At 43.3% G+C, this 19,795-nt stretch carries 19 protein-coding genes; 3 read left to right on the top strand and 16 right to left on the bottom strand.

The window, feature by feature from the left end; genetic code table 11:
* The first annotated feature begins 11 nt into the window (after positions 1-11).
* A complete protein-coding gene (locus tag NST09_RS06370; protein WP_342493453.1) occupies positions 12-872 on the top strand; it encodes a dimethylarginine dimethylaminohydrolase family protein in 861 nt (286 codons plus the stop codon).
* Between the two features lie 61 nt (positions 873-933).
* Here NST09_RS06370 and NST09_RS06365 read toward each other — a convergent pair whose 3' ends face one another.
* The 10 genes from NST09_RS06365 to proG all read right to left on the bottom strand — a co-directional run bounded on the left by NST09_RS06365 (position 934) and on the right by proG (position 11,329).
* A complete protein-coding gene (locus NST09_RS06365; RefSeq protein WP_065460234.1) occupies positions 934-1,902 on the bottom strand; it encodes an oligopeptide/dipeptide ABC transporter ATP-binding protein in 969 nt (322 codons plus the stop codon).
* Positions 1,892-2,809 carry an NlpC/P60 family protein gene (locus tag NST09_RS06360; protein ID WP_342493452.1) on the bottom strand — a complete coding sequence of 306 codons (918 nt, stop codon included), beginning with the start codon at positions 2,807-2,809 and terminating at the stop codon, positions 1,892-1,894. Before NST09_RS06360 ends, NST09_RS06365 begins: the two co-directional genes overlap by 11 nt.
* Complete coding sequence (locus NST09_RS06355; RefSeq protein ID WP_249670255.1) at positions 2,809-3,888, bottom strand: dipeptide epimerase; 1,080 nt, start codon at positions 3,886-3,888, stop codon at positions 2,809-2,811. The genes NST09_RS06360 and NST09_RS06355 overlap by 1 nt, the downstream gene beginning before the upstream one ends.
* Complete coding sequence (locus NST09_RS06350) at positions 3,885-4,826, bottom strand: LD-carboxypeptidase (protein ID WP_342493451.1); 942 nt, start codon at positions 4,824-4,826, stop codon at positions 3,885-3,887. Before NST09_RS06350 ends, NST09_RS06355 begins: the two co-directional genes overlap by 4 nt.
* A 114-nt stretch (positions 4,827-4,940) precedes the next feature.
* Positions 4,941-6,560: a peptide ABC transporter substrate-binding protein gene (locus tag NST09_RS06345; protein ID WP_213406581.1), complete on the bottom strand. Its 1,620-nt coding sequence runs from the start codon at positions 6,558-6,560 to the stop codon at positions 4,941-4,943.
* Entirely contained in the window at positions 6,557-7,570 is a 1,014-nt protein-coding gene (locus NST09_RS06340; protein ID WP_008346229.1) for an ABC transporter ATP-binding protein, read from the bottom strand. The genes NST09_RS06345 and NST09_RS06340 overlap by 4 nt, the downstream gene beginning before the upstream one ends.
* 7 nt (positions 7,571-7,577) lie before the next feature.
* Positions 7,578-8,540: an ABC transporter permease gene (locus NST09_RS06335; RefSeq protein WP_008346230.1), complete on the bottom strand. Its 963-nt coding sequence runs from the start codon at positions 8,538-8,540 to the stop codon at positions 7,578-7,580.
* Positions 8,537-9,472, bottom strand: coding sequence for an ABC transporter permease (locus NST09_RS06330; protein WP_008346233.1), 936 nt, complete (start codon positions 9,470-9,472; stop codon positions 8,537-8,539). The genes NST09_RS06335 and NST09_RS06330 overlap by 4 nt, the downstream gene beginning before the upstream one ends.
* Positions 9,473-9,490: 18 nt before the next feature.
* On the bottom strand, positions 9,491-10,315 hold the full coding sequence (locus NST09_RS06325; protein ID WP_048002442.1) for a M55 family metallopeptidase: 825 nt from the start codon (positions 10,313-10,315) through the stop codon (positions 9,491-9,493).
* A 189-nt stretch (positions 10,316-10,504) separates the two neighbouring features.
* Entirely contained in the window at positions 10,505-11,329 is an 825-nt protein-coding gene (gene proG, locus NST09_RS06320; RefSeq protein ID WP_342493450.1) for a pyrroline-5-carboxylate reductase ProG, read from the bottom strand.
* 169 nt (positions 11,330-11,498) lie between these two features.
* Between proG and NST09_RS06315 the strand changes: the two genes are divergently transcribed.
* Complete coding sequence (locus NST09_RS06315) at positions 11,499-12,818, top strand: trypsin-like peptidase domain-containing protein (protein WP_265154132.1); 1,320 nt, start codon at positions 11,499-11,501, stop codon at positions 12,816-12,818.
* A 42-nt stretch (positions 12,819-12,860) separates the two neighbouring features.
* Here NST09_RS06315 and NST09_RS06310 read toward each other — a convergent pair whose 3' ends face one another.
* Positions 12,861-13,811, bottom strand: a complete 951-nt coding sequence (locus tag NST09_RS06310; protein WP_046526586.1) for a ring-cleaving dioxygenase — start codon at positions 13,809-13,811, stop codon at positions 12,861-12,863.
* A gap of 329 nt (positions 13,812-14,140) precedes the next feature.
* On the opposite strand from NST09_RS06310, the gene NST09_RS06305 reads away from it, so the two are divergent.
* Entirely contained in the window at positions 14,141-15,466 is a 1,326-nt protein-coding gene (locus NST09_RS06305) for an amino acid permease (RefSeq protein ID WP_181891797.1), read from the top strand.
* A 13-nt stretch (positions 15,467-15,479) separates the two neighbouring features.
* Here the strand turns inward: NST09_RS06305 and NST09_RS06300 are convergent, their stop codons facing one another.
* The 5 genes from NST09_RS06300 to lpdA form a co-directional block, all read right to left on the bottom strand.
* Complete coding sequence (locus NST09_RS06300; protein ID WP_008358910.1) at positions 15,480-15,809, bottom strand: hypothetical protein; 330 nt, start codon at positions 15,807-15,809, stop codon at positions 15,480-15,482.
* Between the two features lie 63 nt (positions 15,810-15,872).
* Entirely contained in the window at positions 15,873-16,829 is a 957-nt protein-coding gene (locus NST09_RS06295; RefSeq protein WP_017359143.1) for a sugar-binding transcriptional regulator, read from the bottom strand.
* A 93-nt stretch (positions 16,830-16,922) separates the two neighbouring features.
* On the bottom strand, positions 16,923-17,708 hold the full coding sequence (locus tag NST09_RS06290) for an SDR family oxidoreductase (RefSeq protein WP_046526585.1): 786 nt from the start codon (positions 17,706-17,708) through the stop codon (positions 16,923-16,925).
* On the bottom strand, positions 17,686-18,381 hold the full coding sequence (locus NST09_RS06285; RefSeq protein WP_342493449.1) for an SDR family NAD(P)-dependent oxidoreductase: 696 nt from the start codon (positions 18,379-18,381) through the stop codon (positions 17,686-17,688). The genes NST09_RS06290 and NST09_RS06285 overlap by 23 nt, the downstream gene beginning before the upstream one ends.
* 31 nt (positions 18,382-18,412) lie before the next feature.
* On the bottom strand, positions 18,413-19,795 hold the full coding sequence (gene lpdA, locus NST09_RS06280; RefSeq protein WP_035392329.1) for a dihydrolipoyl dehydrogenase: 1,383 nt from the start codon (positions 19,793-19,795) through the stop codon (positions 18,413-18,415).

Here is a 19,795-nt window from a genome sequence, read left to right as displayed (position 1 = left end):
GAGGCCCTTTGATGGATTCTATGAAATCAGAGAAAGTGTATAAAACGCCGCAATGTATGAGTGAATATGATGATTTACAAGAAGTCCTCTTATGCAGTCCAATTTATATGGAAATTAAACAGATCATCAATGAAACCCAAAAGCATTTTGCAAGAGAAAATATTTCTCAAATCAAAGCCCTCACGCAGCATAAGCAATTCATCCAAACGCTGAAAAACCATCATGTCCGGCCTGTCCTTCTTCCTGCAAATGAACGTTTCCCTGAACAAGTCTTCACTCGGGATATTGGATTTACAATTGGACAGACTTTATTTGTTTCAAATATGGCAGCCCCTGTCAGACAAGGAGAAGAACATTCCTTAAAAGAATGGGCACAGACAAAAGGATGGACAACCATCACGCTGGATGATGGAACGATTGAAGGCGGCGATGTGCTTATAGACCAAACCCGTGTATTTGTGGGGATCAGCAAAAGAACAAATCTAGCCGCCATCCAGCAGCTCAAAAAAGAACTGCCGAATCACGACATCATTCCTATTCATCTTCCTTCTCACATTTTGCATCTTGATTGTGTGATGAATATTCTTTCTCATCATGAGATCTTGATTTACCCTGAAGCTTTTACGGAAAAGGATCTTCATATGCTCAAAAAGCATTATGATCTCATTGAAATAAGTGAGCAAGAGCAGTTCACACTTGGACCAAATGTTTTGTCCATTGGTCAGAAAAAAGTCATCAGCTTACCAATCAACCAAGAAACAAATGCTGCATTAATAGCACGCGGCTACACCGTCATTGAAGTGGATTTTTCAGAAATCATTAAATCCGGCGGCTCTTTTAGATGCTGTACATTACCTATTAGGCGTTCATAAAAGCCAAAAAGCCAGCTTGTTTACTCGCTGGCTTTTTAAACGCTTGTCTTCTTCCCTCTATCTATTTCCTATCATATAAATGACAGGCCACTTCATGTCCATCTTCGACTGCTTGTAATACTGGCTTTTTGTCCGCACATACATCCATTGCAGCAGGACATCTTGTCCGAAATACGCAGCCGCTTGGCGGATTCACTGGACTTGGAATTTCTCCCTTTAAAATAAACCGCTTGCGTTTATCTTCCACATCAGGATCTGGAATCGGGATAGCAGACAGCAGTGCTTGTGTATATGGATGAAGCGGTGTTTTATATAAAGCATCACTGCTCGTCATCTCCACGAGATGTCCTAAGTACATGACACCAATTCGATCGCTAATATATTTAACCATCGATAAATCATGGGCAATAAATAAAAACGTCAATCCTTCTTCTTTTTGCAGTTTTTTCAGCAAATTCACGACCTGAGCTTGAACGGATACATCTAGTGCAGAAATCGGCTCATCTGCCACGATAAACTTCGGCGATAAGGCGAGTGCTCTAGCAATCCCTATTCTTTGCCTTTGTCCTCCGCTGAATTCGTGAGGATAGCGTGTAGCAAAATCATGACTTAGCCCCACCGCTTCAAGCAGTTCCTTCACACGTGCGAGCCTTTTCTTTTGACTGCCATACAATTGGTGGATCTCCATCGGTTCTAGCATAATATCTTTTACAGAGAGCCTAGGATTTAAAGAAGAATACGGATCTTGAAACACCATTTGAATTTGTCTATTGAAATCAAATGATTCTCGGTTCGATAAGTGATGGAGACTTTTCCCTTCATACAAAGCTTCACCTTCTGTCGGGTCATAAAGCCGCATGAGCACTTTTCCAAGTGTAGATTTACCACAGCCTGACTCACCAACAAGACCAAAGGTTTCGCCTTGTTTCAGCTGAAAGGTGACACCATCTAATGCTTTTAACGTTCTTCCTTTCGATAGATGAAAATGCTTTTTTAAGTTGTTGACTTGCAGAAGTGGTTCACTTCCCATCACATCTCCCCCTTTCAGCTTTCAAATACCGCCTTGTTCCTGCCCATTCCTGTTCATATGAAGTACCAGCAAGAGTAAGAAGTTCAATCTGTCTGCCCGTTTTAGGCGAGTGAAGCATCATGCCATCTCCAGCATACATCCCTACGTGACGAACTGCTCCCTTCCCATTGTCATTGGCAAAAAACATGAGATCACCTGGCGCCAAATGATTTGATGCGACTGGAGTTCCTTGAACTGCTTGGTCACTTGCGTCTCTCGGTAATAAACATCCACATGCTTTGTACATACTGTAAACAAAACCCGAACAGTCGTAGCCATAGCTGCTCATGCCGCCCCACAAATATGACAGTCCAATAAATTGTTTTCCTATGGCTAAGGCATCCTTACCGCTCATAGAAGAAGGTGATGAAGCGCGGCGCACATCTTCTTTTTTGATTTCTCTTCTTCCTACTGGAGTCAGAACATCAAAGGAATCGCTCCTTTCTTCAACAGGTGCTAGTTCTGTTAAAAAACTAACCTCCATATCCGGTGTTCCGTTTTGATATAAAACCGCTTTTTTCTGACAAACAATCAAGGGACTAGCAGGTGGTTCACTCTCTGATACTTCATTTAATTGCTCTACAGGTATATAACCTGGATAGCCTTGCGGGTGTTTCCGGCTTGCCTGCTGCGGGATGACAACTTTCATCCAGCCATCTGTTTCCTCCAGCCCAATGACTCGTTCGCCAAGCAGTACTTGGGTTTGAATAAGGTTTTCTTCACATAAGGCCAATTTCTGTTCATATGTTTGCTCATCAATCCATTCTTTGATCTGGACGGAACTTTGAAGAACGTGTCGATCTATTTCTCTCGGCGACTGCGGTGCTGTCCATATATTTGCGACTGGAACCTTTGATTCATATAACATCATAAGACCCCTTTCACTCTTTGAATGCCTAACCCATGATGCGGCGGAAAGAGAATATCTTTTCCTTGATAGATAATTCCTCCGTCTATTAAGTCCTCTTTGAGCATAAGCGGCGCATCAAAATCATAACGGGTAATATTCGGCTGGCTTGCAGCAAGATGAGCGGCTGCGGTAATCCCTAGTTTTGATTCGATCATACTGCCAACCATGCACTTGACGCCGTATGCTTCTGCTAAACTATTGATTTTCAGCGCTTTTTTGATACCGCCTGTTTTCATTAATTTTAAGTTGATGAGATCACAGCTTCTCGTTTCTAACACCTTGATGGCATCATGGAGGCTAAAAATACTTTCATCTGCCATAATCAATGTGTCTGTTGCTTCCGTCACCCGGCGCAGACCCTCGATGTCTTCTTTAGGCACTGGCTGCTCGACTAGTTCAATATCGAATGCCTCCATTTTTCGAATGGCCACAACCGCTTCCTTCCATGTCCAGCCTTGGTTGGCGTCAAGCCTGATTTGAATATCCGGCCCGACTTTTTCTCGAATCCGTTTGATCCGCTGAATATCCGTCTCTATATCATCTTTTCCCACTTTGATCTTTAAGGTACGAAAGCCTTCAGCTGCATATTGCTTCGCATCCTCTGCCATTTCTAGCGGACGGTTGACACTGACCGTATAATCCGTTTCCAGCTGATCACGATAACCACCAAGATATTGATAAAGCGGCAGGCCAGCCTGCTTCGCTAAACCATCGTAAATCGCCATATCTATTGCAGCCTTTGCACTCGTGTTTCCTACAAGTACACGGTCGATCGCTGAAAAGATTTGTTCATATTGTGACAATGAGGCCCCAATCAAGATCGGCCTCATCACAGCGCAAATAGCATAGTCGATGCTTTCCAGTGTTTCACCTGTAATGACCGATGTCGGCACTGCCTCTCCATAGCTGACATCCCCTTGATCATAGGTGATGATCACAATAAGAGATGCGGCGTCATACACCGTTCTTAATGCTGTTTTGAAAGGCTTCTTTAGCGGTACATTCGTTCTGCATGTGCGAACATCTACGATTTTCATTTGATCGCCTCTTTCGCTGCAACACCTGGGGAAATATGAAGTTTTTTCCCTGTAGCATCTAATGTTGCGTGCACGCCGATTGGAATGGCGAAGTTTGGAGATGAATGACCGATCCGAAAACCACCAAGTGCAGGTTTCTGTTGCGGAACAATATACGTATCCCATAACTGATCGAGCGTTAACGACTGCTCTTTCTTTTTCGGCTCACATTGATGAAAATCACCAATGATAAATCCAGCCGCATCACGTAATTTTCCTGCAGAGGCTAGGTGCTGCATCATTCGATCGATTTTATATGGTTCTTCGTCAATATCTTCTATCAATAAAAGCTTCCCCTTTGTATCAATTTCAAAAGGTGTACCAAGTGTCGTGACAATAAGGGCAAGATTTCCTCCGGTGATTTCGCCTGAAGCCGTGCCATGATAAAAAGTGTGAAGAGGTGACAGGTGGTTCGTATACGAAATGGCTTTCGGAGTGAATAGCTGTAAAAAGGTATCCTTTGTATACGGATGAACCTCCTCAAGTCCCACATCCGAGGAGAGCATTGGACCATGAAAGGTCACAAGACCCGTCTGCTGCTGAATCGCTGTATGTAAAAACGTAATATCACTGTATCCCCAAAAAATTTTGGGGTTCCGGCGAATGAGGTCATAATCAATGGCTTCTGCAATTCTTCCTGTTCCGTATCCTCCGCAAGCACAAATCACTGCCTTCACGTCTGGATCTTGAAACATGTGATGAATATCTTCCACTCGTTCATGATCATGACCTGCTAAATAACCATACCGGGAGTCGATATACTTCCCCTTTTTCACCTTTAGCCCTAAGCTTTCTAAAAAAGAAATACCTCTTGCTAATTTCAGCTCATCAGGCGGGCTTGCTGGTGCAATGATTCCCACTGTATCTCCTGTTTGAAGTGCCACTGGCAGATGGTTCATGCCAATCCCCTCTTTCTCTTCGTTTCTTTCAATCTATGGGCATCTTCTTCATAACATGAACAAATAAAGGAACAGACGCTTTTTTCAAAGCGTCCCGTTCTCTCATTTTTTCATTTACTCTCCATCTACCTGTGCCCATTTCAAATCAATGTAACCAACAGGATGGCGGACAATGCCCTTTACGCCTTCTTTTTGTAAATAGACTTGGTTATAAAAATGAATGGGAATGATCGGTGCTTCTTCCATCAGAAGTGCCTCGGCATCATGCAGCATACGATTTCTCTTTTGTTCATCTGCTTCTTGACTCGCCTTTTTGATCAGCTGATCATACGTATCATTTGACCAACCTGTCCGGTTCATCGCATTTCCTGTTTGGAAGCTCTCTAAGAAATTGATTGGGTCTGCATAGTCAGCTAGAAATGAACTTTGCGAGAATTGGAATTTGAGTGCCTTTTGATCTTCTGCAAACACATTTGCTTCCATGTTGGCAAGCTTCACATCTACCCCTAGCGCTTCTTTTAATTGCTGCTGAATGGCTTCTGCTTTTTTCTTATTTTCAGGCTTTGTACTATATGTTAATGTGACGGGCGGCAGCTTTGAATAGTTCTCTTCTTTCAACCCTTTTTCTAATAGTTTTACGGCTTCACTCGTATCATGTTTGACAAGGTCGCCGCCAGCTTCTCTGAAATCTTCACCCTTTGAATCTAAAATTCCTGGTGAAACGAAGGCACGTGCTGGCTTCTCTTCATTTTTCGTTACATACTCTACAATATCCTGAGGATTGATCGCCATTTGAAAGGCTTTGCGAATGTTCTTATTTTGAAAAGGCTCCATGTTGACATTTAGACGATAAAAAAACAGCCCTGCTTGATCTTCAATTTGCACATCTTTGCTTTTTAACAGGTCCTCACTTTGTTCTGCCGGAACGAAGGCCGTATCTAAATCTCCTGATTGATACATTTGGTAATCTGTGTTTCGATCACTGATCATGAGCCATTTCACTTGATCTAGCTTGACCGTTTGTTTGTCCCAATACGTGTCACTTTTTTCCATTGTAAAGCTTTCATCATGCTTCCACTCTGTCAGCTTAAACGGTCCATTACCGACAAAGGTTTTCGCATCCTTGGCCCAGTTCGGGTCCTTCTCCGCTACCTTCTCATTCACCGGGAAAAAGGCAGGGTTTGCGGTCATATTTAAGAAAGATTTCTGCGGGTATGCTAGCTTGACCTCTAGCGTTTGATCATTAACAGCCTTGACTTTTACATCTTCTTTCTTCCCTTTTCCGCTGTTAAACGCTTCGCCCCCTTCAATCATATAAGCTAAGAATGCCGCAGAAGAGCCCGTCTTTGGATCTAGCAGCCGCTTCCACGCATATTCAAAGTCACTTGCTTTGACTGGGTCACCATTTGACCACTTAATCCCATCCCTTAAATGGAACGTGTACGTTTTTCCGTCCTTTGAAATGTCCCATTTTTCCGCCATGGCAGCAGATGGTTCGTGCTTCTCATTCAGTCTCGTTAATCCTTCCATTAAGTTATTGAGCCCTTGCCAGGACACATTATTAAAACCAATGGGCGGATCAAATGATGTCGGTTCGTTTTCGTTATTTAATGTTAAAACTTTCTCATCGCCCTTGCTTGAAGATCCTTTGCCTGCTTGCTCATTGGCTGTACATCCTGCAAGCAGCATCACTGCGATAAAGCAAATACTGAGAATCCAACCTGTTTTTCTCATGAAAAACTCCCCCTTTGTGTTGAAGATAAAACCGTTTGCTTCGCTCGTTCATCTTGGAGCCAGCAATGTACTGCATGTGTAGGTGAACGCTGCGTTTCATGCGGCATGATATGATCACACACTTTCATCGCAGACGGGCATCGATCGGTATATGGACAACCTTTTGGCGGGGCAAATAAATCAGGCGGGCTTCCTTCAATAGGAATGAGTTCATCTTTCATATCCAGCCTTGGAACGGATTGCAGTAGCCCTTTTGTATAGGGATGCTGCGGACTGTAAAAGATATCTCGCCTTGTCCCAACTTCAACGATTTTCCCCCCGTACATGACGGCCACTCGATCAGCGACTTGTGCTACGACCCCTAGGTCATGTGTGATTAAAATAATCGTCACGCCTGTTTTTTTCTGAATCTCTTTAAATAGTTCTAAAATCTGCGCCTGTATGGTGACATCTAGTGCAGTTGTCGGTTCATCTGCAATCAGCACCTTCGGCTCACAAATAAGAGCCATTGCAATCATGAGCCGTTGCCTCATGCCGCCGCTGAACTGATGCGGATATTGCTTCAGCCTCTCTTTCGGCTGCGGAATCCCCACCAAATCAAGCATACGAAGCGCCTCTTCTTTCACTTCTTTTTTTGTCAGCTTCTGATGCACTTTTGCAGCCTCCATCAGCTGATCTCCAATTGTCAGCGTCGGGTTGAGTGCCGTCATAGGATCTTGAAAAATCATGGAGATATCGACACCACGTATGCTGCGCATGTCTTTTTCAGATAATGACAGCAAGTTGCGATCACGAAACCAAATTTCCCCTTGATCGACTTGTGCGCTGTATGCAGGGAGAAGCCGCATGATACTTTGAGACGTCACACTTTTTCCGCAGCCTGATTCTCCGACAATGGCGAGGGTTTCTTTTTCATACACATCCACATTCACTCCGCGTACCGCTTGAACAGAACCGCCATATGTCCGAAAGCTGACATGCAGATCGATAATCCGAAGCATTTTTCTCATAGCGCCATCACCTCTTCATCTTTGGATCAAGCGCATCTTGCAAGCCATCACCTAAATTATTAAAACAAAACATCGTCAGCGAAATAAAAAATGCCGGAAAGAATAAACGCCACCAGTGACCATTATCTGACAGCACTGTCGGCAAGGCATCATTGGCCATCACACCCCAGCTTGCAAACGGCGCTTGAATCCCTAAACCGAGAAAACTTAAGAATGCTTCAGCAAAAATCGCTGTCGGTACAGTTAGCGTCATCTGCACAATAATCGGTCCCATCGTATTCGGCAGTAAATTTCTGCGGATGATGCGCAAGCTTTTTGCGCCAAAGGTTTTCGAGGCAAGGACATATTCTTGGCTTTTCAGCTGAAGGACTTGACCTCTTACGATTCTTGCCATCCCGATCCACCCTGTGACAGTGAGCGCCACAATAATAGTGACAAGCCCAGGCCCCATCAGGACCATCAATAAAATGACGACGAGTAAATACGGCAGACCGTAAAGCACCTCGACGATCCGCATCATGACATGGTCATACTTCCCGCCTTTATAGCCTGCAATACCGCCATAGATGACACCGATTGCAAAATCAATGAGAGCGGCCATCACGCCCACAAATAATGAAATGCGTGCGCCGTACCAAGTACGTGTAAACACATCACGTCCAAGCTCATCTGTTCCAAACCAGTGAGCAGCTGACGGCGGCAAGTTTTGCATGGAAAGCCGCTGTTCTGTCACACTATTCGGCGCAAGGAGTGGACCTAATACAGCCATGACGAAAAGAAAAATCAGCACCGATAAACTAAACATAGCGAGTTTATTTTGTTTTAACCGTCGCCAAGTATCTGCCCAATACGAAAGTGAGGGTCTTTTAATGGCATGGACTTCAGATGTCTTTTGTTCTTTAGGAGCAAACCATTCATCTGGCACTTCATGCGCTTGATTCATTTGATCATGCTGAAGGTGTATACTCATGCCTTTCCTCCTTTCTGATGCAGCTGGATCCTTGGATCAAGCAGACGATATGTCACATCTACAATGAAAAGAAGGGTAATTAAGATGATGCTGTAAAAAACAGTAGTTCCCATGATGACAGGATAGTCACGGTTATTAATACTCTCGACAAAGTATTTTCCCATTCCAGGGATCGCAAATATTTTTTCAATCACAAAACTGCCTGTTAAAATACTTGCGACAAGCGTGCCAAGGATCGTGACAACAGGTAAAAGCGCATTCCGCAGGGCATGTTTAAACACAATTTTATAAGGGGAAAGTCCTTTCGCTTTTGCAGTTCGAATATAGTCCTGCGACAGCACTTCAATCATGCTCGATCTCGTTAACCGGGCAATGATCGCCATTGGACCTACCGCCAGTGCAATGGTAGGAAGCACCATATGCATTGGACTTGTCCACATCGCTGTAGGAAAGAGCTTTACATTCACAGCAAGCTGCTGAATTAATAAGGTAGCAAAGATAAAGTTTGGTATGGATATACCGAAAACAGCAATCGTCATGGCGATATAATCAATCAAGCCATTATGCCGGAGGGCAGCCATGATTCCGAGCAAGATACCGGAGATGACAGCAATCAAAATAGAGATAAGACCAAGTTCTAATGAGACTGGAAAACCTCTCGCCAATAAATCATTGACACTTTCAGAAGGCTTTTTAATGGAAGGACCAAAATCAAAAGTAACGATGGATTTTAAATAGATCATATATTGAACATAGAGTGGTTCGTCTAAGTGATAGTAGCTTTCGAGGTTTCGCTGGACAGTTTCGTTTGTATTTCGTTCTTCATTGAAGGGCGATCCTGGGATGACCTTCATTAAAATAAACGTTAACGTCGTAATCGTTAAAATCGTGGCAATCATCGCAATCAAACGCTTGAGCAAAAAGCTGGCCATCTGCTGTCTCCCCCTCGCTTAACAAAATGTTGTACGTGCGGCAAGCTCTGTCATGACAAGCATCGCTTGGTAGGCTTCTAATATATTCTCCGCTTGGTACGTCACCGTTGTTGTCCCTTCAATGATGGCCGTACCCGGCATTAAATTCGCCCATTCAGCTTGTCCATAATTGGCAAACTCGATTTTCAGCACTGGCTGCTCAGGAGGCGTGAGCGGCTTCATTTGATGAATTTGTTTCATGGCAGCTTCCACTTGCTGCGAGATGAGGGTGCTCACTTTCGCTGGTGTTAAGCATTTCACAGCAGATCTTGAAATGGTTTCTTTCACCGCCACTGTTTTCACGCCAGGCATTAACTTTTCAGCTTCAAGTGCTGCTTGATCGTCTCCGCATACAAGAATGACCGGAACACCATAATAGCCTGCGACATACGCATTAAAGCCCATTTCACCAATCGGATGATCATTTATGTAAAAATGTCTGACACCAAAAATCATACTGTGAGACATCACACCTTTCATTGATGCCCTTGCATGATAGCCTAAAAAAACAGCGGCATCATACGTTTGATCTAATCCTTGGACCATTGAATAAGGCTTTACATCACCTGATATGAGAGATGCTTCCTCATGCAAATCTTCAATCAACAGATTATTCATTTTAGAATGGCTATCATTCACTAAAATATCGGTCGCCCCATGTGTAAGAAGAGCTTCTACACAGGCGTTCACTTCACCTGTCATGATTTTTCTCCCGCGCTCATAATTGTGCTGGCGGCTATCAACAAATGTATGATCAGCTAGACCAGTAATTCCCTCCATATCGACTGATACATAGAGCTTCATCCCCATCCCCCTTTAATTAAACTTAAAATTTGTGTATATTTTTCTAAATTTTCTAAAAAATTATATGAGAACTTGATTGATTTTTCAATACAATGTCTGAAAATAAGGAAATTAGACTCAGGTAATACAGGTCAAAAGCATTGATGATAAAGGATTTAATTTACAGAAAAAACACCACTAGCTATGTCTTTAGTGGTGTTTGTCTGCTTCATCGATTTGCGATTTTAGTTGCGCATATTTTTTCATCGTTTGTGTAAACAAGTCATCGAACATTTGCGGTGCCTGCTGCTGGATGACTGCAGCGCCTTCTCCTGTAATCCCGCCTTTTGTTGCGACCCTGTTCACCGTTTCAGCAAATGTCAGTCCGTGTTCAACAAGAACTTGTCCTGTACCGAGCAGCGCATATGTTAAAAATTCATAGGCTTCTTCTAAAGAAAGCTCACTATTCCGAACAGCGGCTCTCGCCATTTCTTCAAAGATTGCTGCAATAAAGCCCGGAGAAGAGCTTGTCAAATTACTCGCCGCATCAAAGCGGTCCTCTTCCACTTCCCTGACGATACTAAAAGCTGAAAGCAGGCGGTGGAGCCGTTCTTGCGCCTCCTGCCCAGCGGTTTCACCATGCGCCACAAGGGATACACCCGTCCCTACGGCTGATGTCAAAGTGGGAATGTATCTAGACACCGGCTGATTCGTATGTTGCATTAATTTGTCTAACGTGACAGCCGCTGCCACTGATACGATATGGAGAGATTTCTTTGCGGGGCTCAGCTGATCTAAGACATCAAGTACAGCAAGCGGTGGTACACAAACAAACACGACATCACATGATGCAGAGATGTCATCTAAAGAGCAAATGTTTACATGCTGGTTCTTCTCTTTCAGCTGTTGCAGCCGCTCCGTTTCACTTCTTGTATGGATCATAAACTGACTGGCATGAAGTACTCCTTTGTCCAGCCATTTTTGCACCATCATATCTGCCATGCTTCCATATCCAATGATTCCAATTGTCTCCACAGTTTAATCTCCTCTATTTTGCTTAGATTCACTACTTATTTTAACAATTTCCCACAATGTTTTCATTTTTATCCCACACTTTTTTCTTACGATAAAGTCAGTATCCACCACATACGGTCAATCACCTTAAACACATACATGTAAAAATCGATGAAAGAGAGTGATCTTGATGACACATCACAAAGATGAAAAACACACTTCCTATGAATTACAAACAATTGAACAGCCGAAAAAACAGCAGAAGAAGCCAAGTGGCTGGCTGAAGCCATTTATCAGCGGGATTGTAGGCGGTACGTTAGCGTTAGGTGTTTACGTTCTGACTCCATATGCTCAGCATTCAGAAAATAATTCAACTGATTCGTCAACGAAAACAGCCGCTGTATCGACAAATGATACAAGTACAAATTCGTCAAAAACAACAGCGTCACAAACATCGAATTCGACCAGCAGTATTTCCAGTATGGTCGAAAACGTATCACCAGCCATCGTCGGCATTACAAACTATCAAACACAAAGTCAAACAACCACAGATTTTGGTGATATGAACACACCTTTTGATGGATCACAGCAAAATCAAAACAGTAGCAGTCAAGAGCAAGAAAGCGGTACCGGATCAGGGGTTATTTTCAAAAAATCCGGCAGTAAAGCCTATGTATTAACAAACAACCATGTGATTGAAGGAGCAAATAAATTAACAGTCTCCTTGCATAATGGTAAGACGGTGGAAGGAAAAGTGGTCGGTTCTGACCCGCTGACTGATCTTGCTGTCGTGGAAATTAGTAGCAACGGCGTTACAAAAGTCGCTGAACTTGGAGACTCCTCATCCCTTCGTGCGGGAGAAACCGTCATCGCAATCGGAAACCCGCTTGGGGAAGATTTATCAAGAACAGTGACACAAGGAATTGTCAGCGGTGTCGATCGAACAGTTTCTATGGATACATCAGCTGGCGAAAGCAGTATTAATGTCATTCAAACAGATGCCGCCATTAACCCCGGCAACAGCGGCGGGCCGCTTTTAACAACAGACGGAAAGGTTGTGGGGATCACCAGTATGAAAATTTCTGAAACAGGTGTGGAAGGTATCGGGTTTGCACTCCCAATCAATGATGTCAAACCAATTGCAGAGCAGCTTCTCACAAAAGGAAAAATCGAACGACCTTATATCGGTATCAGCATGCTGGATCTCGAACAAGTACCAGATGCTTATCAGAAGGAAACGCTTGGACTGACAAGCAGTCAGCTCGATAAAGGCGTGTACGTAAAAGAAATCGCTGCTGGCTCACCTGCTGCAAAAGCTGGATTAAAGGCAGAGGATGTCATCACCGCCATCAATGGCAAAAAAGTGACAACCGGCAGTGAATTACGTCACGAGCTTTACACGAATGCAAAAGTAGGAGATACCGTCAGCATCACACTCGTTCGTAATGGAACAGAAGAAACAAAACAAGTGACATTAACACAATCTGAATCAAAGCAAGTCAGCTCTTAACGAAAAAAGCAGCTCATAAAAATTGAGCTGCTTTTTTCATGTTCACTTGATTGGGACCAATCTTTGTTCAATTTCTGCTCGTTTGTGCTCTAAAAATGGTGGAAGTGCTAATTGATCACCAAGCTCATCTACGCTTTCATCCACTGTAAATCCCGGACCGTCTGTTGAGATTTCAAACAAAATGCCGTTTGGCTCTCTAAAATATAGGGCTTTGAAATAAAAACGTTCTACAACACCAGAGTTGGTGAAACCGGCTTTGGCTATTTTATCATGCCATTTTTCAAGCTCTTCTGCGTCCGCTACACGAAAAGCTACGTGATGAACACTACCTCTACCAGATCGCTCAACAGGTCCTTCTGCTTTTTCAATGACATGAATCTCTGTTCCAGCTCCGCCTTGTCCTGATTCAAAAATCGTCACGATTTCCCCATCATTTGATTGTTCACGTGCTTTTTCTGTGAAACCAAGGATGCTCGTTAACACACTGATCGTTTTATCTGCTTCTGCGACTGTTAATTCTACTGGCCCCAAACCTCTGATCGCAAAATCAGCAGGAATCTCATCATGCACTGGCGGCTTCGCTCCATCTTGCACGCTTGGTTCTACAGTCAAAAACAGCTGCTGTCCTTCTGGATCTGTAAATTTCAAGGCAGGTCTGCCGCCTCTTAAAGAAGCTGTTTCTTTCTTTACACCTTTTTCTTCAAAGCGCTTTTCCCAAAAGGTGAGTGCCTCTTCTGAAGTGACAATCAAACCTGTGCGTGAGATCGCATTTGTTCCGTCCAGCCGGCGGGCGAGCATCGGTATTTCAAAAAACGTCAGCTCTGTACCAGGTGAGGCGACCTCATCTCCATAAAATAGATGATACATCGATGGATCATCTTGATTGACTGTTTTTTTCACCAGTTTTAAGCCGAGAATTTGGCGGTAGAAATCAACGTTTTTCTGAGCATTTGCTGTTAGTGCTGATACGTGGTGAATCCCATTTATTTTCATTGTGTTCACTCCTATTATAAAATATCTCGAATTCAAGATAATATCCTTATGAATAAAATAGGTCATTTTAGAAGAAAAGTCAACCATTCGGCTGCATCTTTATTGGATGTTCGGCTTTCGCCTATTAAATTAACATTACATCAAAAATATTCTTGTATTGTTCGCTTTTAAGATAACATTCATCCTAATATCTCCAATAAACGAACACTTTTAAATACAAATACGAAAATCAGAAAATTTTTTTAATTCTCGTTTTCCTAAAATCGTATTACAATAAACAAAATACATGTCACAGTAACGTATGAAAGTGATGCAGGAGGTCGTGTGTAATGAACAAAGAACAACCAGCGTTAAAACAAGACATCGGCTTATTTTTTGCCCTATCTCTTGTCATCGGAACAATTATTGGATCTGGCGTTTTTATGAAGCCTGGCAACGTCCTTTCTTATTCAGGAAGCTCAGGCATCGCCTTATTCGCATGGCTGTTAGGCGGGATTTTAACTCTAGCAGGCGGACTCACAGTCGCTGAAATTGGTACACAAATCCCGCGTACTGGCGGTTTATATGCCTATCTTGAAGAAGTATACGGTGAATTTTGGGGCTACTTATGTGGCTGGGTGCAAATTATTATTTACGGACCAGCGATTATTGGTGCTCTTGGTCTTTATTTTGGTTCATTATTAGCTAATTTATTTTCTCTTTCTTCTTTATGGGCTACAACCATTGGCATTATCACCGTTCTTTTTTTATGTGTAATCAACATCATGGGAACAAAATACGGTGGTTTTGTCCAAGGACTGACCACGATCGGAAAGCTTGTTCCAATTGCAGCAATTATTGTGTTTGGCTTATGGAAAGGAAATGAACATATTTTCACAGCCGTCAATGAGAGTATCGCACAAATGAACTTCGGTGCAGCAATTTTGGCAACATTATTCGCCTATGATGGCTGGATTTTGCTTGCAGCGCTTGGCGGTGAAATGAAAAATCCAGAGAAACTGCTTCCTCGCGCGATGGCAGGCGGTATTTTAATTGTCACAGCATGTTATCTCTTTATTAACATCGCCCTTTTGCATGTGTTACCAGCTGATCAAATCGTTCAACTAGGTGAAAATGCCACAAGCACAGCTGCTACAATGCTCTTTGGTCCCATTGGCGGTAAAATTATTAGTATCGGAATCATCATTAGTATCTTTGGCTGTTTGAATGGAAAGGTTCTTTCGTTCCCGCGTGTCATTTTTGCAATGGCAGAACGAAAACAAATTCCGTTTGCCAAAGCCATTTCACGCATTCATCCTACTTTTCAAACACCTTGGATCGCTGTATTTGTACAGATTTTGATTGCCATTGTGTTTATGATCGTCAGTAATCCTGAGAAGCTGTCAGAGGTTTCGATTTTCATGATTTACATCTTTTATGTGATGGCCTTTTTCGCTGTCTTTAAGCTAAGAAAACAAAACAAGGGAATGAAGCGCACTTATAGCGTACCACTTTACCCGCTCACACCGATCATTGCGATTATCGGCTCTTTCTTTGTCTTAATCAGCACCATGATCACCGATTGGCAAAGCTGCCTGATCTCCATGCTGATCGGCATTGCCGGACTGCCGATTTATTACTACATGAAAAAAACACAAAATAAAGCAGAGCGCTAAGACAGCCTCTGCTTTATTTTTTATATTGCTTAATGACCTTATAAGATTCGTTTAAATATCTCATCAGCCGGTATGGCTTACTTAAAACCCGGATGGGGAGTCTTGAAATAAATCCATTCAGATTCGCCTTATACTCCTGCGTCATCCGCTTCGGCTTTGTCGCAATTTTTTCATATACTTCTTTGTAAAATTCCTTCATGATGTCGACTTGCACACTGATCTTCTGATGACACTCTGTACACTCAACGCTTTTCATCTGATCATTCACATAAACGATGCTGTGGAGGGTCTCTTCTTGGCACCGAGTACAGTGTAGGTTTGCTTCCATTTCGGTTTTCTTCAAGATACACAGCTCCTTTCTCGTTTGATGTAGCTCTTTTTATACAATACGATAGCTGTCAGCTGTTTATTGGACAGATGCTTCCTTTAAAATAGCTGCCGCAGTTAATTCGTCGGTGACGAGCACCTGAATAAAGCCGCCGTTTAAGGCCCCTAAAATACTTTCAGCTTTATGGGTTCCTTCCACAACTGCGATGACTTTTTTCACGTTCTTTAATTGTTCTAACGATAATCCAATCACCTTTTGGTTCAGCTCATCTTGGACTGGTTTCCCTTCACCATCAAAGAAACGAAAACCAATATCACCAACAGCCCCTGATTGTCTCAACCCAGACAAATCCTCTTCTTTTAAATAACCGACTGTTTTCAATGTAGAGCCTTTATGCGGATTTCCAATACCGATCAGGGCAATATCAACATTTCTGCCTTCTTCAAGCACAGCTTCTATGTCCTGCATCGCCATCAGCCGCTCTTTTAATTCTTCTGTTTCTAAAATCGCAGGTGCATATAAATAGGAACACGTACCATTCATCTTCTTTGCCAGCTCATATGCCAGCTGATTCGCGTGAATGTCGACTGCCTGCCTGCCCATTCCGCCCTCTAAAGGAATGACTTTGACATCGTTTCTTCGCTCAAATGGATATTCCTTCACGAGCTCGGCAAGTGTGGTTCCCCATGAAATACCGATTTTCTCAGCGCCTTTCATGTTTTTAGAAAGATAATAGGCGCCCGCTTGACCGACTGCCCGTTTGACCATCTCAGACATTGTCCCGACACTTGGGACAACGACAGCATCCGTTAATTGAAAAGTTGTTTCCAGCTGCTTTTCAAGTTCCACTGTATGAATACTTTCGTCTTTAATGTACACTTCAACGATTCCCACATCTTTTGCTTTTTGTAAGAGCTTTGAAATGACTGGTCTTGAGACATTGAGCTTTTTTGCAATCTCCTGCTGCGTCCACCCGTCTGTATAATAAAGATGAGCAACCTTGACGAGCTGTCGTCTTTCTTCCCAATTCAGCATGTGACATCATCCTTTTAATATACTATGATTACCAGTATACCAAACATTCGTTTCTAATTGGAACAATTGTTATGAAAATGACAAAAAGAGCGATTAACGCTCCGCTCTTTTTCCCTCGCTATATTTAGGCTGATACGTTCTCCCGCCGTCTAATAAGAGTATCTGTCCGTGCAAATAGCTTCCCTCGTCACTTGCGAGAAATAAAGTGACTCCAGCAATATCTTCTGGTTTTCCTAATCTCCCGATAGGAATAAGTGATCGAAGCTGACTTTTCTCAAGCTCAGTCGGATAGAGCGTATCAAGCATCTGAGATTCAATGACGCGCGGTGCAATGACATTGATGCGGACATGATGGGAACCCAATTCCTTTACGAGCGAACGCATGAGACCAAATGCCCCGGCTTTTGATGCGTAATACTGGATGCCGCCGCCAGAGCCTGTTATCGCAGATCCTGATCCAATAATGACGACGCTGCCTTCATTCCGCTCACATAGATAGGGTGCTAATGCTTTGATGCAGTAGAAAAGACCATATAGATTCACAGCCAGTGTCTTTTTCCAAAGTGAAAAATCAACCTCTAAAAAAGGAAGGGATTTCGTCATTCCTGCTGAATAGACAAGATGCCCAATGCCACCCAGCTCCCTTTCAGCTGCTGACGCCATTTGCTGAACACTTTCCCACGATGAAACGTCAGCTTGGAACGTCAGCAGCTGAGGATGCTGTTGTTTTAAAAGCAAAAGTCCCTGTTCATCTATATCTGACACAGCTACACGATGCCCTTCTTTTAAAAAACGCTGAGCAATTTCTTTGCCGATCCCTTGGGCGCCACCTACGATGAGAACTGGTTTTTGTTGATTAGCCAGCGCTCTCACCCCCATCAAGCATAATCGCTGCTCCATCTGTAAATGCGCCGTACGATGTACTTAAGAAAACCGTCATATGAGCCACCGTCTCCTTGATTTGCTCTTTGTCAGGAAGCAAATGGAGAGGCGGCGGAAGTAGTGCCAATACCCGGATGCCTTTGTCTTTAAATTCGCGCGCTAATCCTTTTGTCATGGCATTCAACATACTATTTGATGTAGCATGTGAGATCCCGCCATCACCTGTTATGCTGCCTGATGAGGAAATATTAATGATACAGCCCTGCTTCTGATCCACCATATGCCACACAGCGGCTTGACTGGAAAGAAAGACTGTATTTACGGACCTTTCCACTTCATCGATCCATATCTCAGGACTTACGTCATCAATCTCCCCATCTGCTGTTTGCTCGGCTTGATTGACTAAAATATCAAGCTTGCCGCATGTATCGATGACTTGTCTTAGCATAAGCGTAGCATCACGCGGTGTCTCAAGCGGATTGATGACAACAGTCGATTGGCCGCCTAATTTTTCAATGTCTTCGCTTATCGACTTTGCTTTTGATTCATCACGAAAAGCGTGTATGAAAACATGTGCACCTGCCTGGGCCAAAGCCAGGCAGATGGCTTCTCCAAATCCATCTGTGCTATCTGTCACAAGTGCCACTTTCTGATGAAGCTGGACGTGCACACGGATCTCCTCCCTATCCCTTGTTTGGCATTTATTTTCTCAGCTTACTCACAATATCAAGAGCTGCTTCATAAAAGCCTTCTGAGATGGTTGGATGCGGGTGAATCATTTTGGCCATCTCTTCCGCTGTTCCTTCTAAATACATAAATGAGGAAGCCTCTGATATCATCTCCGTTACGTGCGGACCAACCATTGTAGCGCCAATGACTTCACCATATAAGGTATCGTACACGAGTTTAATAAAACCGGTTTGAACACCTGCTGCCAACGCTTTTCCGCTTGCAGCTAAATCAAATCGCTCTGCCCGCACGTTTAGCCCTTTGGCTTTCGCCTCTTTCTCTGTCAGTCCCACACTCGCTACTTCTGGCAATGTATAAATACATCTAGGAACGATGTCGTGATTCATTCTTTCAGGCTCACCGCATATATTGCTAACTGCAACGGCTGCCTCTGCCATCGCCGCATGAGCGAGCTGATAGCCGCCGGCTACATCGCCAATTGCATATACACCTTCAGCACTTGTCTTCATCTCGTCGTTCACTTTAATAAAAGGACCATCTAGCTGAAGATCCAGCTGACTGACAGCAGAGACATTTGGTCTTCTTCCGACACAAACTAGCAGCCTTTCAGCCGTAAAGATGTGCGTCTCTCCTTTATCGTCTGTCGCATGAATCGCTTTGACTCCTTCGCTTTCTGTTACTTCTGTCACCGTCGTTTTCTTTGCGATATGGATGCCTTTTTTCTTCAATTCTTTTTCTAGTAATTTCGACGCTTCTTCATCTTCCTGCGGAATAATCGACGGAGCGGCTTCTATAATGGTGACTTTTGATTGGAGACTCTGGAAGATGCATGCCAGCTCAAGACCAATTACACCCCCGCCAATAATGACGACAGATGCAGGAATATCTGGGATGTCAAAGATCGTATCACTTGTGTCAAATTGAATCTCTTTGAGCCCTGGAATAGGCGGAATAGCAGGTGATGAGCCAGTGGCAATGATCAGCTCTTTTGTTTCAATCGTTTCTGACCCATCTTGTTTTTCAATGTCAATGCGATTTTTTGTCACAGCTGTTCCTCTGCCGTTATATACATCAATCTTTCCTTGCTTTAATAAAAAGGCGATTCCACCCCTGAGTTTTTCGATGACATCATCTTTACGTTTTCTCATTTTATCGAAGGAAAGAACCATCTCACCTGTTTCGATTCCCCAGCTTTTTGCTTTCTCAATGGATTCAATGACTTCTGCATGTTTGAGCAGTGTCTTTGAAGGGATACAGCCTCGATTTAAACAAGTCCCCCCTAGAAAATCCTCTTCAATCAATGCAACCTTGTGTCCACGTTCAGCGGCTTGAAGGGCGGCAGTGTATCCGCCAGGCCCTCCGCCAATGACTGTCAGATCATACGTTTTTGTCAT

The sequence above is a fragment of the Bacillus sp. FSL W7-1346 genome (assembly GCF_038593335.1).
Taxonomy (GTDB): Bacteria; Bacillota; Bacilli; order Bacillales; family Bacillaceae; genus Bacillus; species Bacillus altitudinis.
This window is presented reverse-complemented; position numbering and strand designations above follow the sequence as displayed.

Excerpts from the sequence above, each read along its gene's own strand:
- NST09_RS06370 (WP_342493453.1), top strand. The coding sequence starts at position 12 with ATGGATTCTATGAAATCAGAGAAAGTGTATAAAACGCCGCAATGTATG.
- NST09_RS06365 (WP_065460234.1), bottom strand. The coding sequence starts at position 1,902 with ATGGGAAGTGAACCACTTCTGCAAGTCAACAACTTAAAAAAGCATTTT.
- NST09_RS06360 (WP_342493452.1), bottom strand. The coding sequence starts at position 2,809 with ATGTTATATGAATCAAAGGTTCCAGTCGCAAATATATGGACAGCACCG.
- NST09_RS06355 (WP_249670255.1), bottom strand. The coding sequence starts at position 3,888 with ATGAAAATCGTAGATGTTCGCACATGCAGAACGAATGTACCGCTAAAG.
- NST09_RS06350 (WP_342493451.1), bottom strand. The coding sequence starts at position 4,826 with ATGAACCATCTGCCAGTGGCACTTCAAACAGGAGATACAGTGGGAATC.
- NST09_RS06345 (WP_213406581.1), bottom strand. The coding sequence starts at position 6,560 with ATGAGAAAAACAGGTTGGATTCTCAGTATTTGCTTTATCGCAGTGATG.
- NST09_RS06340 (WP_008346229.1), bottom strand. The coding sequence starts at position 7,570 with ATGAGAAAAATGCTTCGGATTATCGATCTGCATGTCAGCTTTCGGACA.
- NST09_RS06335 (WP_008346230.1), bottom strand. The coding sequence starts at position 8,540 with ATGAGTATACACCTTCAGCATGATCAAATGAATCAAGCGCATGAAGTG.
- NST09_RS06330 (WP_008346233.1), bottom strand. The coding sequence starts at position 9,472 with ATGGCCAGCTTTTTGCTCAAGCGTTTGATTGCGATGATTGCCACGATT.
- NST09_RS06325 (WP_048002442.1), bottom strand. The coding sequence starts at position 10,315 with ATGAAGCTCTATGTATCAGTCGATATGGAGGGAATTACTGGTCTAGCT.
- NST09_RS06315 (WP_265154132.1), top strand. The coding sequence starts at position 11,499 with ATGACACATCACAAAGATGAAAAACACACTTCCTATGAATTACAAACA.
- NST09_RS06310 (WP_046526586.1), bottom strand. The coding sequence starts at position 13,811 with ATGAAAATAAATGGGATTCACCACGTATCAGCACTAACAGCAAATGCT.
- NST09_RS06305 (WP_181891797.1), top strand. The coding sequence starts at position 14,141 with ATGAACAAAGAACAACCAGCGTTAAAACAAGACATCGGCTTATTTTTT.
- NST09_RS06295 (WP_017359143.1), bottom strand. The coding sequence starts at position 16,829 with ATGCTGAATTGGGAAGAAAGACGACAGCTCGTCAAGGTTGCTCATCTT.
- NST09_RS06290 (WP_046526585.1), bottom strand. The coding sequence starts at position 17,708 with ATGGGGGTGAGAGCGCTGGCTAATCAACAAAAACCAGTTCTCATCGTA.
- lpdA (WP_035392329.1), bottom strand. The coding sequence starts at position 19,795 with ATGACAAAAACGTATGATCTGACAGTCATTGGCGGAGGGCCTGGCGGA.